6 protein-coding genes are annotated in these 17,950 nt (G+C 45.4%); all 6 read left to right on the forward strand.

The annotated features are described in order from the left end of the window. The first annotated feature begins 103 nt into the window (after nt 1-103). The 6 genes from D0T57_RS12150 to D0T57_RS12175 all read left to right on the forward strand — a co-directional run bounded on the left by D0T57_RS12150 (nt 104) and on the right by D0T57_RS12175 (nt 17,945). Nucleotides 104-2,749 carry a glycoside hydrolase family 20 zincin-like fold domain-containing protein gene (locus D0T57_RS12150; RefSeq protein ID WP_255490588.1) on the forward strand — a complete coding sequence of 882 codons (2,646 nt, stop codon included), beginning with the start codon at nt 104-106 and terminating at the stop codon, nt 2,747-2,749. Between the two features lie 71 nt (nt 2,750-2,820). Next, the gene (locus D0T57_RS12155; protein WP_163273763.1) at nt 2,821-7,269 is read left to right on the forward strand and encodes a malectin domain-containing carbohydrate-binding protein; all 4,449 of its coding nucleotides are present in this window, start codon (nt 2,821-2,823) and stop codon (nt 7,267-7,269) included. Between the two features lies 1 nt (nt 7,270). Next, nucleotides 7,271-10,528, forward strand: a complete 3,258-nt coding sequence (locus D0T57_RS12160) for a glycoside hydrolase family 2 TIM barrel-domain containing protein (protein ID WP_163273764.1) — start codon at nt 7,271-7,273, stop codon at nt 10,526-10,528. Between the two features lie 18 nt (nt 10,529-10,546). After that, on the forward strand, nt 10,547-13,408 hold the full coding sequence (locus tag D0T57_RS12165) for a glycoside hydrolase family 2 TIM barrel-domain containing protein (protein ID WP_163273765.1): 2,862 nt from the start codon (nt 10,547-10,549) through the stop codon (nt 13,406-13,408). Nucleotides 13,409-13,493: 85 nt separating this feature from the next. Beyond that, complete coding sequence (locus D0T57_RS12170; RefSeq protein WP_163273766.1) at nt 13,494-16,862, forward strand: glycosyl hydrolase; 3,369 nt, start codon at nt 13,494-13,496, stop codon at nt 16,860-16,862. A 9-nt stretch (nt 16,863-16,871) separates the two neighbouring features. After that, entirely contained in the window at nt 16,872-17,945 is a 1,074-nt protein-coding gene (locus D0T57_RS12175; RefSeq protein ID WP_163273767.1) for a mandelate racemase/muconate lactonizing enzyme family protein, read from the forward strand. The last annotated feature ends 5 nt before the right edge of the window (nt 17,946-17,950 follow it).

The following is a 17,950-nucleotide window of genomic DNA, read 5'->3' on the forward strand; positions in this document are numbered from 1 at the left end:
CATATTTCATGCCTAATATTGACACCGCTAAAGAACTTAGAAACCAAATATTAACGACTCTAACAAAATGAAAATCAAGCATCTATTAACTTTATTCGGATTAATGGTTCTCATTGCATCTTGTTCGAAAGATAAAGTTGTAATAGTGACAAATCAGGAAGCATCGAACAGAATACTATATGGCGCCGAGCAATTGAAATCGGCTTTGGAAGATGCAAAGTACGACATCTCTATTGCGACCGCAGCCGACGAAAACACAGATGGACATATAATCTACATAGAAGAAAACAAGGCTGACTCCTTAGCTAAAGAAGGATACACGATAAGCACAGAAGGCAAAACAATCCGCATAACCGGAAACGACGCATCGGGAGCAATGTATGGCTGTATGGAACTCATCAGCCTCATCAAAGACAATGGCAAACTACCCGAAAACCTGAACATTACAGATCAACCCGAAATGGTATTGAGAGGTGCTTGTGTCGGAGTACAAAAGCCATACTACCTGCCGGGCAGGACTGTATATGAATACCCATACACCGAGGAGACTTTCCCTTGGTTCTACGACAAAGCACTGTGGATAGAGTATCTGGATATGCTTGCAGCCAATAAGATGAACTCCCTTTATCTATGGAACGGGCACCCGTTTGCTTCGCTCGTCAAGCTAAAAGACTATCCGTATGCAGTGGAAGTAGATGACGAAACATTCAAGAAGAACGAGGAGATGTTCGCATTCCTCACCGAAGAAGCCGACAAAAGAGGCATCTGGGTTATCCAGATGTTTTACAATATATTGGTGTCAAAACCATTTGCCGAACATCACGGCATAGCTACACAAGACAGGGGACGCCCTATTACTCCGCTCATCTCCGACTATACACGCAAGTCGGTTGCCGCCTTCATCGAGAAATACCCGAATGTAGGGCTATTGGTCTGCCTTGGCGAAGCGATGGACACCTATGAAGACGATGTGGAATGGTTCACAAAGACGATCATACCGGGAGTTAAAGACGGACTGCAAGCACTCAATATAACAGAAGAGCCGCCCGTGGTAGTCCGTGCGCACGATACAGACTGCAAGATGGTAATGGATGCATCTTTGCCTCTCTACAAGAATCTGTACACTATGCATAAGTATAATGGCGAATCGCTTACGACATACGAGCCACGTGGTTCGTGGAGTAAAATCCATACAGACCTCAGTAGCCTTGGTTCTGTACATATTGCCAATATCCATATCCTTGCCAACCTGGAACCTTTCCGCTATGGTTCTCCTGACTTTATACAGAAGGTAGTACATGCCATGCACAATGTACACGGAGCAAATGCCCTGCACCTATATCCTCAGGCATCTTATTGGGATTGGCCATATACTGCCGACAAAACAGAACAACGCCTGCGCGAAATAGATCGCGATTGGATATGGTATCAGGCATGGGCACGTTATGCGTGGAAGGTAAACCGCGACAGGGACAGCGAAATCGGCTATTGGACAAAACAACTGGGCGACTTCTACGGATGTGGCGAAAACGGGCGCAACATACTCGATGCCTATGAACACTCAGGCGAGATAGCCCCGAAACTGCTTCGCAAGTTCGGTATCACAGAAGGCAACCGCCAAACATTACTACTCGGAATGTTTCTCAGCCAACTGGTAAATCCTGCCAAGTGGAATGTATATCCGGGCTTCCACGAATCGTGCGGGCCGGAAGGCGAGATGCTTATCGAGTATATGAACAAGGAGTGGAACAAACAACCGCATATAGGTGAAACCCCTCCTCAACTGATTGCGGAAGCTGTAGCACATGGCGATGCCGCTGTGGGAGCTATAGACAAAGCAGCCTCCCATATTACTAAAAACAAAGACGAGTTCGACCGTTTGAGGAACGATGTATATTGCTATCAGGCATTCGCCAAATTCTTCTCGGAGAAAGTAAAGGCAGCAATGCTGATCCTCCGTTATACGCATTCGAACGATATCGGCGACTTAGATAAGGCCATACCTCATGTAGAGAAAAGTGTGGAATACTATCAACAGTTGGTAGACCTCACCAAAGATACATACCTGTATGCGAACAGTATGCAAACCGCCCAACGCCGCATACCTATTGGTGGAGACGATGGCAAAAACAAGACTTGGGAAGAGCTGCTTCCATTCTATCAGGCTGAACTGGCAAACTTGAAAAGGAACATAGAGTTCATCAAAAAGCATGGTGCAGACAATGCACAAGCCGTTGAAGTACTAAAGCCTGTAAGCGTAACAGTAGAAGGTAATATTCCGGCATATGCTATCAAAAAAGGAGAGAATGTATTCTCCGACAAAGATTTTGTAATCAGCGACTTTTCCAAAGAATTAGAGAATATGCGCCCGTTCCGCTTCGCACAGGATAAACAATACGAAGAAGGCACTACCCTTACTTTCGAATGCAAAGAAGACGTTAACTTGCTGGTCGGCTATCTGAATACGGAACGCAAGGAATACGCACAGGCACCAACTTTAGAGACAGACGCCAGCGCAAACGCCCATGGGCAAGGAGATGTGAAAATAGCTAACGCTATAAATATACCGAGAAGGGGAACTGTCAATATTCACACCTATACTTTCCCAGCCGGAAAACATACATTGAATTTAGGAAAGGGAGCATTAATGGTATTGGGCTTTACCGGTGCTAATCAGAAAATCACTCCTCGCAATGCAGGACTGGGAGCCGATGACCCATCGAGCCGTATAGACTGGATATTTTATTAAGAATCAGTTGGCAACAGAACTTGTTCGCTTGCAACTGCCCGTAGGGCGAAGTAACTCGTAACTATAAAAATATGAACGTTTTCCGCATAACAATTTTACTGCTCACCATTTTCGCATCTCATCTTTCGGCACAGAAAACTGTGTCGAAAGATGTTATGAATAGGATATACGAAGAAGTAAAGACCCCATACAAATATGGCCTGGTGATCGCACCCTCCGACAACAAGCATAAAATAGACTGTCCGACTGTTTTCCGCGAAAATGGCAAATGGTATATGTCGTATCTCGTCTACAACGGCAAATCGGGCACAGACGGCCGCGGCTACGAAACCTGGCTCGCCGAAAGCGATGACTTGCTTCAATGGAATACATTGGGACGCATCTTATCTTTCCCACAGGAAGGCAGTGGACGATGGGACGAAAACCAACGTGCCGGATATATAGCCCTTATAGATTACGAATGGGGTGGAAGCTACAAAGCTCAGAAATTCGACAACAAATACTGGATGTCGTACTTCGGAAGCGATACCAGAGGCTACGAGCGAGGTGTATTGAAAGAGGGCGTAGCCTTTACAACTGGCGATATAACCAAAGCACACGAATGGCAGAGCTTCGATGCGCCCCGTTTATCCCCTTTGGACAAAGACAAAGGTTGGTGGGAAAACATCACACAATACAAGTCGTCTGTTATTTGGGACAAGAAAAAGACATTGGGACATCCTTTCGTTATGTACTACAATGCAGGAGGTGTAAATCCGGCTAACAACGTAAAGGCTGAGCGCATAGGCATCGCTCTGTCCGACAATATGATCGACTGGAAACGCTACGAAGGCAACCCGATTGTAAACCACGAAGAAGGCATTACCGGCGACGGCGTCATCCAGAAAATAGGCGATGTATATGTCATGTTCTACTTCAGCGCTTTCCGCAAAGACAGGCCTTACAAAGCATTCAACACATTTGCCTGCTCTTACGACCTGATAAACTGGACAGACTGGGATGGCAACGACCTGATTATCCCTACCGAAAAATACGACAACCTGTTTGCACACAAGTCGTATGTAGTAAAATGGAACGGCACTGTTTATCACTTCTATTGTGCTGTAAACGAAGACGACCAACGGGGCATTGCGGTTGCCACATCCAAAGATCTGGGAAAAGCCCTCGTGCGTTTCCCCAAGCCGGATAAAACAACATTTAGAAAAGAAATAACGCTCAACGACGGCTGGACAACAACTGCCGACGATGTAAATAAAGGCGCACATATAGGTTTCGAGAATAAAACCTATAACGATATAAATTGGGAAAAGGTTGATGTTCCTCACAACTGGGACAAGTATGAAGGTGTTCGCCGTTTGAAACACGGCAACAGGCATGGTTATTCGTGGTATCGAAGATTGTTTGAAGTTGAAAATCAAGGAGCCGACAAACGTTATTTCCTTTTCTTCGAAGGAGTCGGCTCCTATGCAACTGTTTACGTTAATGGCGAAAAAGTCGGATACCATTCCGGTGGGCGCACCACCTTCACCATTGACATAACGGATGCAGTAAAATTTGATCAACCGAACATCCTAGCCGTACAAGCCGACCACCCGCCTATGATTTCCGACTCGCCGTGGGTATGCGGAGGCTGCTCTTCCGAATGGGGATTCTCGGAAGGTTCGCAGCCAATGGGAATTTTCCGTCCCGTTACGCTGGTCGTAACCAATGGAGTAAGGGTAGAACCTTTCGGCGTACATGCATGGAATCACGAACCAAAGGTTGTGGACGGCAAGAACGTATTTACCCTGAATATGAATACAGAAGTAAAGAATTACAGCAACCAAACCCGTGAATTTGAAGTAATACAAAAGCTTGTCAATAAAGATGGCATACAGGTTCTTCGCATCACCGACAAGGTAAGCCTCAAGGCAAATGAGACAAGGACAATAAGCCAAAGCAAAGAAATTGTCGACCCAATCCTTTGGGATACCGAAAACCCTTATCTGCACAGGCTAGAAACCATGATAAAAGAAAATGGCAAGACCATCGACATCGAGCGCACCCAATATGGCTTCCGCTGGATTTCGTGGCCGATATACCGCACAGACGGCGACCAGCGTTTCTATCTGAATGGGAAGCCTGTATTTGTAAATGGGGTGTGCGAATACGAACATATGCTGGGGCAAAGCCATGCTTTCAGCGAAGAGCAAATCCTGTCGCGCGTCAACCAGATGAAAGCCGCCGGATTCAATGCTTTCCGCGATGCGCACCAACCTCACAATCTGGTCTATCAGCAAATGTGGGACAAATATGGCATCCTGTTCTGGACACAATTATCTGCCCATGTATGGTACGATACCCCTGAATTTAGGGAAACATTTAAGTCCAATCTGCGCGAGTGGGTCAAGGAAAGGCGCTCGTGCCCGTCTGTAGTTCTTTGGGGATTGCAGAACGAAAGCACATTGCCTACCGATTTTGCCCGCGAATGTATGGAGATAATCCGCGAAATGGATCCTACATCACCATCGCAACGCCTTGTCACTACTTGCAACGGCGGCACAGGCACAGACTGGAATGTTGTACAAAACTGGTCGGGCACATATGGAGGCAACCCTTATATCTACGACAAAGAATTAAGTAAGAAAGACCAGCTCCTCAACGGAGAATACGGCGCATGGCGCAGCATCGGCCTTCATACAGAAGGCGAATACGACCAGAAAGGCATTTGGAGCGAAGACCGCATGTCGCTGCTGATGGAAATGAAAATCAGGCTCGCCGAACAGGCAAAAGATAGTGTCTGCGGACAATTTCAATGGATATACAGTTCGCACGACAATCCCGGGCGCATACAAAACGAAGAAGGCTTCCGCAATATAGACCGCATAGGGCCATTCAATTACAAAGGATTGGTTACCCCGTGGGAAGAGCCTTTGGATGTATATTATATGTACCGTTCCAATTATGTATCGAAAGAGGAGTCGCCGATGGTATATATCGTTTCGCATACATGGAATCACCGTTGGACTGAACCGGGTAAAAAAGATGGCATCAGGGTATTTTCCAATTGCGACGAAGTAGAGCTTTTCAACGATGTGAAATCCGTCTCGTTAGGCAAACGCACCCGAAACGGGATAGGCACACACTTCCAATGGGATGGCGTAGATATCCGTTACAATGTACTCTATGCTGTGGGCTATGTGAATGGCAAGGCTGTAGCAGAAGATTACATAGTGATGGAGAATCTGCCACAATCGCCATCATTCGACAAGCTATACCAAGATGTAGCAAACCAGACTCTACCCGAAACCGGCTACAACTATATCTATCGTGTAAACTGCGGAGGGCCCGACTTTACTGACGAAAACGGTAATCTATGGATGGCTGATGTACACAAGAAAGAAGGCAATTACTGGGGTTCATTGTCATGGACAGACGATTTTGGCAACCTGCCCGATTTCCTTGCATCGCAACGCATTACAAAAGACCCTATTGCAGGCACTAAAGACTGGGAACTGTTCCAGACCTTCCGCTATGGACGCGATAAGCTTAGGTATCAATTTCCACTGGCTGATGGAGAATATATGGTAGAACTATACTTCATCGAGCCTTGGTGGGGTACAGACCGCAGTATGGATTGCGAAGGTTATCGCATCTTTGACGTAGCTATAAATGACGAAACCGTACTGAAAAACCTCGACATCTGGTGGGAAGCCGGGCACGATAAACTGTTGAAGAAAACGGTAAAAGGACAAGCAAAAAACGGCGTATTGGAAATATCTTTCCCTCGATTCCTTGCCGGACAAGCCGTTATCTCGGCAATAGCTATTGCATCGAAAGACAATACGATAAAAGCCGCTCCTGCATCGCCGGCGTTGATGACAGGCGTAGAAGGAGGAACCCGTAAATCGTGGCTCGATACCGGAAAAGAATTTACGAGCCTGCCTCCTGTCTTCTACGGGGCAGAATGGATCAAGCCTGACGAAAAGGCTAAAAGTATATCTTTCAGGCTTACTGGCAATGCCGATATCTATACAAAAGTCGACACAGGCTTCGTCAAGGCAGAATATAAGAAAGGGCAACAGGTAAATATCAAAGGAAATAACTATATTGTAGCCGTTCCTCAAATCGACTGGATAGAAGAAACCAACCTTCGTCCCGAAATCGCTTACGAAGCCGAACAGGCTGAGACAAGCAAAGGCTGGCTGCCTGTAAACCACAGGAAGAAAGACGGGATAAAAGCCGAGGGCAAAGGCAAACATGGCATAACATGGACTATCTCGCCGGGACTGGCTGGTGTATATGCTTTGCGCTTCAAATATATGAATGTAAACAAAGAACCGATAGTAGCCAAAATACAAGTATTGGCATCCGACAACAGGGTGATGCGCGAAGATACGATCCAATTCCCTTCTGCGCCCGAAAAATGGCGGATGGTAAGCACCACAACCGGTGCTTATATCAATGCTGGTCACTATAAAGTAATCATAAGCGGTGATAATCTGGATGGACTATGGTTCGATGCTTTAGATATGCAGTAAGATGAAAAAGATACGTTTTATATTAGTTCTATTTGTATTTTCTCTATCCGGCTTTGCTCAGTTCGACAAGCCGGATTGGGAAAATCTATCTGTTTTGGAAATCAACAGGGAACCTGCAAAAGCGACATTTATCCCTTATGCCGATAGCAAACAGGCTTTGGCTGCAAACAGGGAAAACTCCCCGTGGTTCTTATCCCTGAACGGCAATTGGAAGTTCAATTGGGTATCTCGTCCCGAAGAACGCCCGATAGATTTCTACAAAACTGACTACAATGATAAGTCGTGGAAAACAATACCCGTTCCCTCCAATTGGGAAATGCAGGGATATGGCACGCCTATCTATGTAAGTGCCGGATATCCGTTCAAGATAGACCCTCCACGGGTTACAAGCGAACCGAAGGCAGATTACACCTCGTACAAAGAACGTAATCCTGTAGGCTCGTACCGCCATACATTTACCGTACCGGCCGATTGGAAAGAACGCAAGATATTCATCCACTTTGCAGGGGTGCAAAGCGCTTTCTATGTTTGGGTAAACGGCGTGAAAGTCGGGTACAGTCAGGGCAGTATGGAACCTGCCGAATTTGATATTACTGATTATCTGCAATCCGGACAAAACCAATTAGCTGTAGAAGTCTACCGTTGGTGCGATGGCAGCTACCTCGAAGATCAGGATATGTGGCGTACCAGTGGTATATTCAGGGAGGTATTTCTCTATTCTACGACAGATGTAAGGATATCCGATTTTGCTGTACGCACAATACTGGATAAAGAATATAAAGATGCAAGTCTACAGATAAAGCCCGAACTAAAATCATACAAAGGCAATAAACTCAACGGTTGGAATCTGCAAGCACAACTATACGATGCCAATAACAACCCGGTGTTGAGTACACCATTACATCAAGATGCTTTACCGGTCTTAAATGCTGATAACAAGGCCGCCGTGCTGAACGACAGGACACCACAACGGGGATTAGCCAAATTTGCATGGATGGAAACCAATATTTCCAATCCGCGAAAATGGACTGCCGAAACGCCTAATCTATATACATTGGTGCTTAGCCTGATAGACGATAAGCAACAGGTAGTAGAAGTAGTATCGTGTAAAGTTGGTTTCCGAAGAGTAGAAATCAAAGACGGACAACTGCTTATAAACGGAAATCCCGTACGGCTTCGCGGTGTAAACCGTCACGAACATGACCCTGCAACCGGGCGAGCCGTTTCGCGCGAAAGAATGTTGCAGGATATAAAACTGATGAAACAAGCCAATATAAACGCTGTCCGCACAGCCCATTATCCTAACAACCCACTATGGTATGAGCTATGCGACCAATATGGGCTATATGTGATGGACGAAGCCGATATAGAAGAACACGGCTTGCGTGGAAAACTAGCCAGTGAACCGGCTTGGCATGCTGCTTTTATGGATAGGGCTGTACGTATGGCGGAGAGGGACAAGAACCATCCATCTGTCATTTGCTGGTCGATGGGGAATGAATCGGGCTATGGTCCTAACTTCGCCGCCATTTCGGCATGGCTGAAAGACTTCGACCCTACTCGTTTCATCCACTACGAAGGGGCGCAAAGTACACCAACCGATCCGAAGACTGTAGACGTTATCAGCCGCTTCTATCCGCGTGTGCAGGATGAATACCTGAATCCGAATATTGCTGAAGGAGAAGACAAGGAGCGTGCCGAAAACGCGCGTTGGGAACGTCTTTTAAGTATCGCTATGGATACAGCAGACAACCGTCCGGTACTTACCAGCGAATACGCACACGCAATGGGCAATGCGATGGGTAACTTCAAAGAATATTGGGACGAAATATACTCCAACAAAAGAATGCTTGGCGGTTTTATCTGGGACTGGGTAGACCAGGGACTTTACAAGACCAATGCCGATGGTATCCGATTTATGGCTTATGGCGGTGATTTTGGCGACAAACCAAACCTGAAAGCATTCTGTTTCAATGGGATTGTGTTTGGAGAAAGGGGGCTTACTCCGAAGTATTTTGAGGTGAAGAAGGTTTATCAGCCCGTACTGATTGAACTACCGGATAATAAAAAAAATAGTGTATCTGTCTTAGTAACGAACCGTAATCACCATATCAATCTGAATGAGTATGAGATGCGATGGAATATCACTCTAGGAGAAGATACTCTCAATAGTGGAATCGTTTCCGATTTTGATATACCTGCTGGCGAAAAAAGGGAAATAAGACTTATAAATAATAACAATGGGGATTATTATAATTTAGAGCTATATGTCAGCTTTCATCTGAGACAAAACACCCTTTGGGCAGATAAAGGTTATGAAGTAGCTTTCGAGAAATTCATTCCGGCAAAACCAACTGTTTTATTCAGGCCTCCATTTGTTTCAGACGAATATCCTATAGCTACGACTGAAAGCAATACTGAGATATCAGTGAATGGCAAAGAATTCTCCTTAGCTTTTGACAAAAAAACAGGGTGTTTGACTTCTTTGAAATATAATAACAGGGAAATAGTTGTTTCTCCTCTTATTTTTCAAGGCTATCGCGCCCCTGTGGACAATGACAAAGGGTTTGGAAACTGGCTGGCGAAAGATTGGAAAAATCAGGGATTGGACAGTTTGGCAAGGAAACTGATTTCTGTTAAAATACTAAAAAAAGATAAGGCGAATACAAGGATTAAAACTGTTGCTGAAAGCCACTCTAAGGAAGGGAAATTTATTCACGAAGCAGTTTATTCCATTTGGGGAAATGGTAATGTCGATGTAGAAAATACATTCACGCCATCAGGCATATTACCCGAACTTCCCCGTCTGGGTGTAGTTATGTCTCTGAATGAAGAACTGGAAAATATCAGGTGGTTTGGTCACGGCCCTTACGAAAACTATTCGGACAGGAAAGAAAGTTGCCCGGTAGGAATATATAAATCTACTGTTACAGAACAGTATGTACCCTACCCTCACCCTCAGGAAACAGGGAATAAAGAAGATATCCGTTGGATAGAATTAACGGACAATACCGGGAATGGACTTCGCTTTACCTGCACCTCAAAACAAATGTCAGGTTCGGCACTACATTTCACGGCGGGAGACTTAGACAAGGCCACGCACGCATATATGCTGAAACCGCGCAAGGAAGTTGTGCTTTCGCTCGATGCTATTATGCTCGGCTTGGGTAATAGCAGTTGTGGGCCGGGTGTATTGAAGAAATATGCAATAGAAAAACGCCCTTACACGCTTAACTTCTGTATAGCACCATTACAATAAAAAACAACCAACCAAGATATGAGAAAAACGTTATACCTATTATTGATTTTGAGTGTCTTTATCTCAGAAGACATATTATCGCAACGAAACAACTCCGGAGCAAATGCCGAAACGGGCATACAATTCCTTTCGGGTACAGGCTATGATGATGCCGTAGAATGGGAATTCTTTTGCACAGAGGGCAACAACAGCGGCAAGTGGACTACCATTCCTGTTCCTTCGTGCTGGGAGCTGCAAGGGTTCGGTACATATCAATACGGGATGCCTTTCTATGGCAGGGAAAATCCTCCGGGAATAGCGAAAGAAAAAGGATTGTACAAATATAAATTCAAACTCCCCAAAGAATGGGAAGGACGCGTTGTGCGCATCGTATTCGACGGTGTGATGACCGATTGCGAAGCTAAAATAAACGACCGCCGCTGCGGATACCTGCATCAGGGAGCTTTCTACCGCTTCAAGAGCGATGTGTCAGACCGTATCTTCTTCGGCGACAAAGAAAATGTATTGGAAGTAACCGTCAGTAAAGAATCGGCAAACACCAGTGTAAATATGGCCGAAAGGCGTGGCGATTACTGGAATTTCGGAGGTATCTTCCGTCCCGTTTTCGTTGAAGCGTTGCCCGCCCAGTTTATCGACCGCACGGCAATTAACGCAAAAGCTGACGGTGATTTTTATGCCGATGTTTTCCTCTGCGTAGCGATGGGTAATAACACAAAGGTGCTAGCAGAGCTTACCGATATTGATGGAAAAACGATAGGAAAAACGATAGAAGTACCCGTATCGGGAGGTACGGACAAAGCCGTAGTAAGAGGCAAATTTGAGGATATAAAGAACTGGACACCCGAAACGCCAAACCTGTATTATGTAACCTTCTCGCTGGTGCAAGACGGCAAAGTATTGCACAAAACGAAAGAACGCTTCGGATTCCGTACTATCGAAATCCGTGAGAGCGATGGTATTTATGTCAACGGGCAGAAGGTTAATATCCGAGGAGTAAACCGTCACAGCTTCCGTCCCGAAACCGGGCGTACGCTTAGCAAGAAGGCGAATTATGATGATGTAAAAATTATCAAAGAAATGAATATGAACGCTGTACGCCTGTCGCATTATCCGTCCGATCCTGACTTCCTAGATGCCTGCGACGAACTCGGATTATATGTAATGGTAGAACTGGGCGGTTGGCATCACAAATATGACACAAGTGTGGGAACAAAGCTTGTACACGAAATGGTAAAACGCGATGTCAACCATCCGTGTGTCACTTGGTGGTCTAACGGCAACGAAGGCGGGCACAACCACGAATTGGTGAAAGAATACGGCCCTCTCGACCCGCAAAAGCGGGTAGTGTTGCACCCGCAAAAGAATTTCAACGGGTTCGAAACAATGCACTACCGTTCTTATGGAGAAAGCCAGGAATATATGCGTAAGCCTGAAATATTTATGCCTACAGAGTTTCTTCATGCACTTTACGATGGCGGAGCAGGGGCAGGTCTTTGGGATTACTGGGAAATGATGCGCAAGCATCCCCGTTGTGCCGGAGGCTTCATTTGGATGTTTGCAGACGAAGGGGTTGCTCGCACCGACCAGAATGGACGGATTGACAACGTAGGCAATTATGGTGCAGACGGTATCCTCGGTCCTCACCACGAAAAAGAAGGCAGCTTCTACACAGTAAGGCAGGTATGGTCACCGGTGCAGGTGATGAATACCAAGTTGGATGACGATTTCAACGGCGCATTCACTATAGAAAACAGATATGATTTCACCAACCTGAAAGATTGCCGTTTCGTCTGGACACTGAAAACGATTAAAGACGATAAAGCATCTGTCGTAAAATCGGGAGAAGTAAAAGGGCTTGACCTTGCTCCTCACGCTACAGGCATATTGAACATCAACCTTCCTTCCAACTGGAAAGATGCCAATGTACTATATCTTTCGGCTTACGGTCCACAGGGCGAAGAACTCTGGACTTGGGACTGGACTTGGAAGAAAGCTGATGCGTTTTATACTCTAACCAAAGGAAACACATCCGTATCGGCTAGAGAAGAAGGGGATAATTTATTGATAACAGCAGGCAATACATCACTTACATTCGATAAGAAAAACGGTATGCTGGCCTCTGTAAAGAAGAATAACAAAACAATATCCTTCGGCAATGGACCTCGCTTCGTAGCCTTCCGCCGTGGCGACCGTTCGATGGATGTATATTACAACCACGATGATAATTCGGCAAGGAGCAAAGAACGTATTTATGAAGATATTTCGGGCGAAAACCGCCTGACAAAGTTCGACTACAAAGCGGCAGGCGATAGTATCGAGGTCACAGCCGACTATTTCGGAAATATGCGTCAGGCTCACTGGGTTATCAACTCAGACGGCACTATCCGCCTTGATTATGCTTACCAATATGAAGGCGTCGTGGAACTTATGGGCGTGATGTTCGATTACCCCGAAGATAAAGTGCAATCGAAAAAATGGCTGGGCAACGGGCCTTACCGCGTATGGCAAAACCGCCTGCATGGCACTACATTCGGAATATGGGAAAACGATTACAATGACCCTATACCGGGCGAATCGTTCCTATATCCCGAGTTTAAAGGCTATTTCAGCAATTGGAAATGGGCTGCGCTCAATACATCGGAAGGGGTTATCAACCTGAAAAATACAAACGAAAGCGATTATCTTGGTGTTTATTCGCCGAGAGACGGACGCGATGTGCTGTTATACACCTTCCCTAATAGCGGAATCTCTGTATTGAAAGTCATTCCGGCGGTGCGCAATAAGGTAAACGCCACCGACTTGGTTGGCCCTTCGTCGCAAGCGCAATGGGTAACAGGATTGCAAAAGGGAAGTATTTATCTGGATTTTGAAGCAAAGTAAGACAGTTACAAGTTACCTGCTTTTAATTAGGAAATAACTTGTCAACTTGTATCTCGTCTACTTGTCAACATGTAATAATCATTCGATGAAAAAGATATTCTTATTCTTCATAATATCATTCCTCTTTGTCTCGCACAATCAGGCTCAGGATTTGAGGCAACTGTGGGAAAACCCTCCTGCCGAAACCAAATCGTGGACATTCTGGTACTGGATGCACGGTGCTGTAACCAAAGAAGGCATCACAGCCGACCTCGAAGCCATGAAACAGATAGGGTTGGAAGGTGCTTATCTGATGCCTATCAGGGGCGTACCCGAAAAACCTTACCTTACCCCCGTTGTAGAACAACTCAGCCCGCGATGGTGGGAGATGGTCGATTTTGCCTTCAAAGAAGCTGACAGGCTTGGCATGAAGATAGCATTCCACATTTGCGACGGATTTGCCCTTGCCGGAGGCCCGTGGATTACACCGGAACTGTCGATGCAAAAAGTGGTCTGGTCGCAACTCAATATTCAGGGAGGCAAACAATTCAACGATGCCCTTCCCCGACCGGAGAGTTATAAAGGTTATTATAAGGACATTGCCGTTTACGCATTTCCTACCCCCGATGGTGAAGGAATTTCGACAGAAACGGTAAAGCCCAAAGTGACTAGTAGCATTGAAGGTGTTGTACCTCAGTCTATATTCGATAAAGATAATAAAGAACTTTTCCGCAGCGAATCGCCTTGCTGGATTCAGTTCGAATTCGACAAGCCGTTTACCTGTCGTACTATTCAACTTAGTGCACCTCCCCGCAGTTTTCAGCCGCAACGGTTAACGATAGAAGCAAGTAACGATGGTAAGAGTTTTAGGAAAATCGTCCAACTACAGCCTCCCCGTCAGGGATGGCAGAACGATGATTTCCCGATGACACATTCCATACCGGCTACTACTGCAAAATACTTCCGCCTGCAATACAATCTGGAAGGTACTGAACCGGGAGCCGAAGACCTCGATGCTGCCAAGTGGAAGCAAAACCTGAAGATAAAACATATATGGATGTCGTCTGAAGCCCGTATCCATCAGTATGAAGGAAAGACCGGGCAAGCTTGGCGTGTAAGTCCACGCACTACTGCGGAACAGATTCCGAATGGTATGTGTATAGATACGAAAAAGATGATAGACATCTCTTCATATCTCGACAAAGACGGAATACTCAACTGGAAAGCGCCAAAAGGAAAATGGACAATCCTGCGCCTTGGGCACACCTCTACCGGACATACCAATGCCACCGGTGGCGGAGGTATCGGGCTTGAGTGCGATAAGTTCAATCCGGAAGCTATTCGCCTGCAATTTAATTCATGGTTTGGAAAGGCTTACGAACTCGCAGGGGCAGAGATTGCATCGCGGGTACTTAAAGTATTTCATGTGGATAGCTGGGAATGCGGCAGCCAGAACTGGTCGCCTCTCTTCCGCGAAGAATTTAAGAAACGCAGGGGATATGATATATACGACTATCTTCCTGTTATGGCAGGCTTTCCGCTCGAAAGCGCAGAAAAGACAGAAAAGATATTGCACGATGTACGCCAGACTATCTCAGAACTGGTAGTCGATAAATTCTATGCAACTCTGAAAGAAGAGGCCAATGCCAAAGGCTGTGAGTTTAGTGCCGAAAATGTATCGCCAACTATGATGAGCGATGGTATGATGCACTATAAATATACCGATATTCCGATGAACGAATACTGGCTGCAAAGCCCTACGCACGATAAGCCAAACGATGTATTAGATGCCGTTTCGGGCGCACATGTATACGAAAAGAATATCATTCAGGCAGAAGCTTTTACTCAGTTGCGGATGATGTTTGACGAACATCCTGCAATGCTGAAAACCCTGCAAGACAGGCATTATGCTCTAGGCATCAACCGCCTGAGCTATCACGTGTATGCCCTGAACCCGTGGCTCGACCGTCAACCGGGAATGACGCTGGATGGCATCGGCTTATATTTTCAGCGCGACCAAACATGGTGGAAACTGGGAAAAGCTTGGGTAGACTATGCGCAACGTTGCCACGCGCTTCTTCAATACGGGAAGCCTGTTGTAGACATCGCTGTATTTACGGGAGAGGAATTGCCCCGCCGTTCTATCTTGCCCGACCGCTTAGTTCCTTTCTTGCCCGGACTGTTTGGAAAAGAAAAGGTGGAATGGGAGAAAAACCGCCTGGAAAATGTTGGTGCGCCAAGCCATCAAATGCCTGTAGGGGTAACACATTCATCGAACATCACCACTGCCGAAGATTGGGTTAATTGCCTGAGAGGATATCAGTACGACAGCTTCAATCGTGATGCATTGCTGAACAGGATGAAGGTAGAAAACGGGCGCATCGTGTTGCCCGGAGGTATGAGCTACAGTATGCTTGTTATCCCCGGAAAGCACCCTATGCAGCCCGATTACAGCATATCGAAAGAAGTGACCGACAAACTGGTAGAATTATCTGCACAAGATGCAAAAATATTGATAAGCGGCCTGCCTGAAACCCCATTAGAGGCTAAAACAAAAGATACACAAACAGGTTGGATGCAATCGGGAGGCTTCATAAAACTTCCTTACACCAAAGAGACATTCGGAGAGTTGGATATAGAACGGGATATTATCATAACTGAATATGGTATAGGAGGATATGCCAAAGACATAGCTTATACACATCGCCAATCTGATGCAGCAGATATTTACTTTATCGCCAATCAGATGGATAAAAAACGTAATATTACGGTATCTCTCAGGGTAAGCGGGCGAATACCCGAATTGTGGAATCCGGTTTCAGGAAAAATTGTTACGGATAATACTTGGCGCATATCCGGAGGGCGAACTATCATGGATATAACTTTAGAGCCGAATGAATCTTGCTTTGTGGTATTGCAAACGCCAACTACAGAGACATCATCAACAATCAGATCAAGAAGGGATTCTGATACTACTTTGATAAAAGAAAATTGGATCGTATCTTTTGACAAAAAGATGAGAGGCCCTGCTAATCCTGTAACATTCAGCGAACTTTCCGATTGGAGTAAAAACTTCAATGACAGTATCCGCTATTATTCGGGAACAGCTATCTACAAGAATACAGTTAAGCTGAATGTTGCTAACGGAGATAAATTTGATATTGTATTCGACGATATTGCAAACCTTGCAGAAGTAAAAGTAAATGGTAAATCGTGCGGAATACTTTGGACAAAACCATACAGGCTCGATATTTCCGATGCTGTAAGAGATGGCGAAAACAAGATAGAAATAGAGGTTGTAAATACATGGGCAAACCGTATTCTGGGTGATGAGTTTTTCGATGCCGAACCCAACGATAGCAAGAAAATATGGACAAATGGCACTCACCACAAAAGGAGAGAGAAAACGCTTGTGAAAAGCGGGCTTATCGGAAATATTTTTGTTGAAAAGAGTTTTAATAGAATTTATAAATAAACCTGAAAGATGAATAAAATAAAAGGGTATTCGATATACACAGCGAAAAGCAAATTGGATAAACCAATCGCAGATTCGACACATACATTGACTGAAATTTCGTTTATAGTCTTACGCCTGCAACTGGAGAGTGGAATCGTGGGCGAATCGTACCTACTGAGTTTCCAATATAGCCCGAAAGCAATAGCAGGAGCGATGAAAGACGTGGGCGAAATGGTGCTGGGCGAAGAAGTGAATAATACTGTTAAAGTTTTTGATAAGATAAACCATGCCAACGAATACTTCGGACTGGAAGGCATAAACCGTTGGGCACAGGCAGCATACAATATTGCCATGTGGGATGCCTGGTGCAAAATATTAGGACAACCCATCTGGAAAGTATTTGGAACTTATACTACCCAGATACCTATCTATGGTAGTGGCGGGTGGATATCGTATTCTGTAGACGAACTCATAGCAGAAGTCAGTGATTATAAGTCAAGAGGTTTTAAAGCCGTAAAAATCAAAGTAGGCAAACCGGATTGGAAAGAAGATCTGGAACGTCTCCGCCTTGTTCGCGAAGCCGTTGGCAACGATGTAAACATTATGATGGATGCTAATCAGGGAATGGATGTTCCTTCCGCATTAGCTTTAGCCAGAGAAGCCAGAGGACTTGGTATCCATTGGTTTGAAGAACCTATCAACCACAGCGATTTTCAGGGTTACCAATTGCTGAGGACACAAGCCGGCATATCGTTGGCTATGGGCGAAAGGGAGTATTCTACCCTCCCCCTTCGCGAATTAGCTTTAAGAAATGCACTTGACATTTGGCAACCCGATATACTCCGTTTAGGCGGGGTAGAAGCTTGGCGCGAAAGTGCAGCTTTGGCAAAAGCGTTCGATATACCTGTACTACCTCACTATTACAAAGATTACGATATTCCCTTACTGTGTACCATTCCTAATGGCGCAGGGGCAGAGTCTTTCGACTGGATAGATTCACTGATCGACAATCCACTACAAATTACAAATGGTATGGCAACACCGCACGACCGCGCAGGCTGGGGATTCTCGTTCAAAGATTCGGTGTTGACAGAAATATAGGATAC

It is taken from the genome of Dysgonomonas sp. 511 (assembly GCF_010501105.1).
GTDB lineage: Bacteria > Bacteroidota > Bacteroidia > Bacteroidales > Dysgonomonadaceae > Dysgonomonas.

Coding starts and splice junctions, on each gene's coding strand:
- D0T57_RS12150 (WP_255490588.1), top strand. CDS start 104: ATGGTTCTCATTGCATCTTGTTCGAAAGATAAAGTTGTAATAGTGACA.
- D0T57_RS12165 (WP_163273765.1), top strand. CDS start 10,547: ATGAGAAAAACGTTATACCTATTATTGATTTTGAGTGTCTTTATCTCA.
- D0T57_RS12175 (WP_163273767.1), top strand. CDS start 16,872: ATGAATAAAATAAAAGGGTATTCGATATACACAGCGAAAAGCAAATTG.
- D0T57_RS12170 (WP_163273766.1), top strand. CDS start 13,494: ATGAAAAAGATATTCTTATTCTTCATAATATCATTCCTCTTTGTCTCG.
- D0T57_RS12155 (WP_163273763.1), top strand. CDS start 2,821: ATGAACGTTTTCCGCATAACAATTTTACTGCTCACCATTTTCGCATCT.
- D0T57_RS12160 (WP_163273764.1), top strand. CDS start 7,271: ATGAAAAAGATACGTTTTATATTAGTTCTATTTGTATTTTCTCTATCC.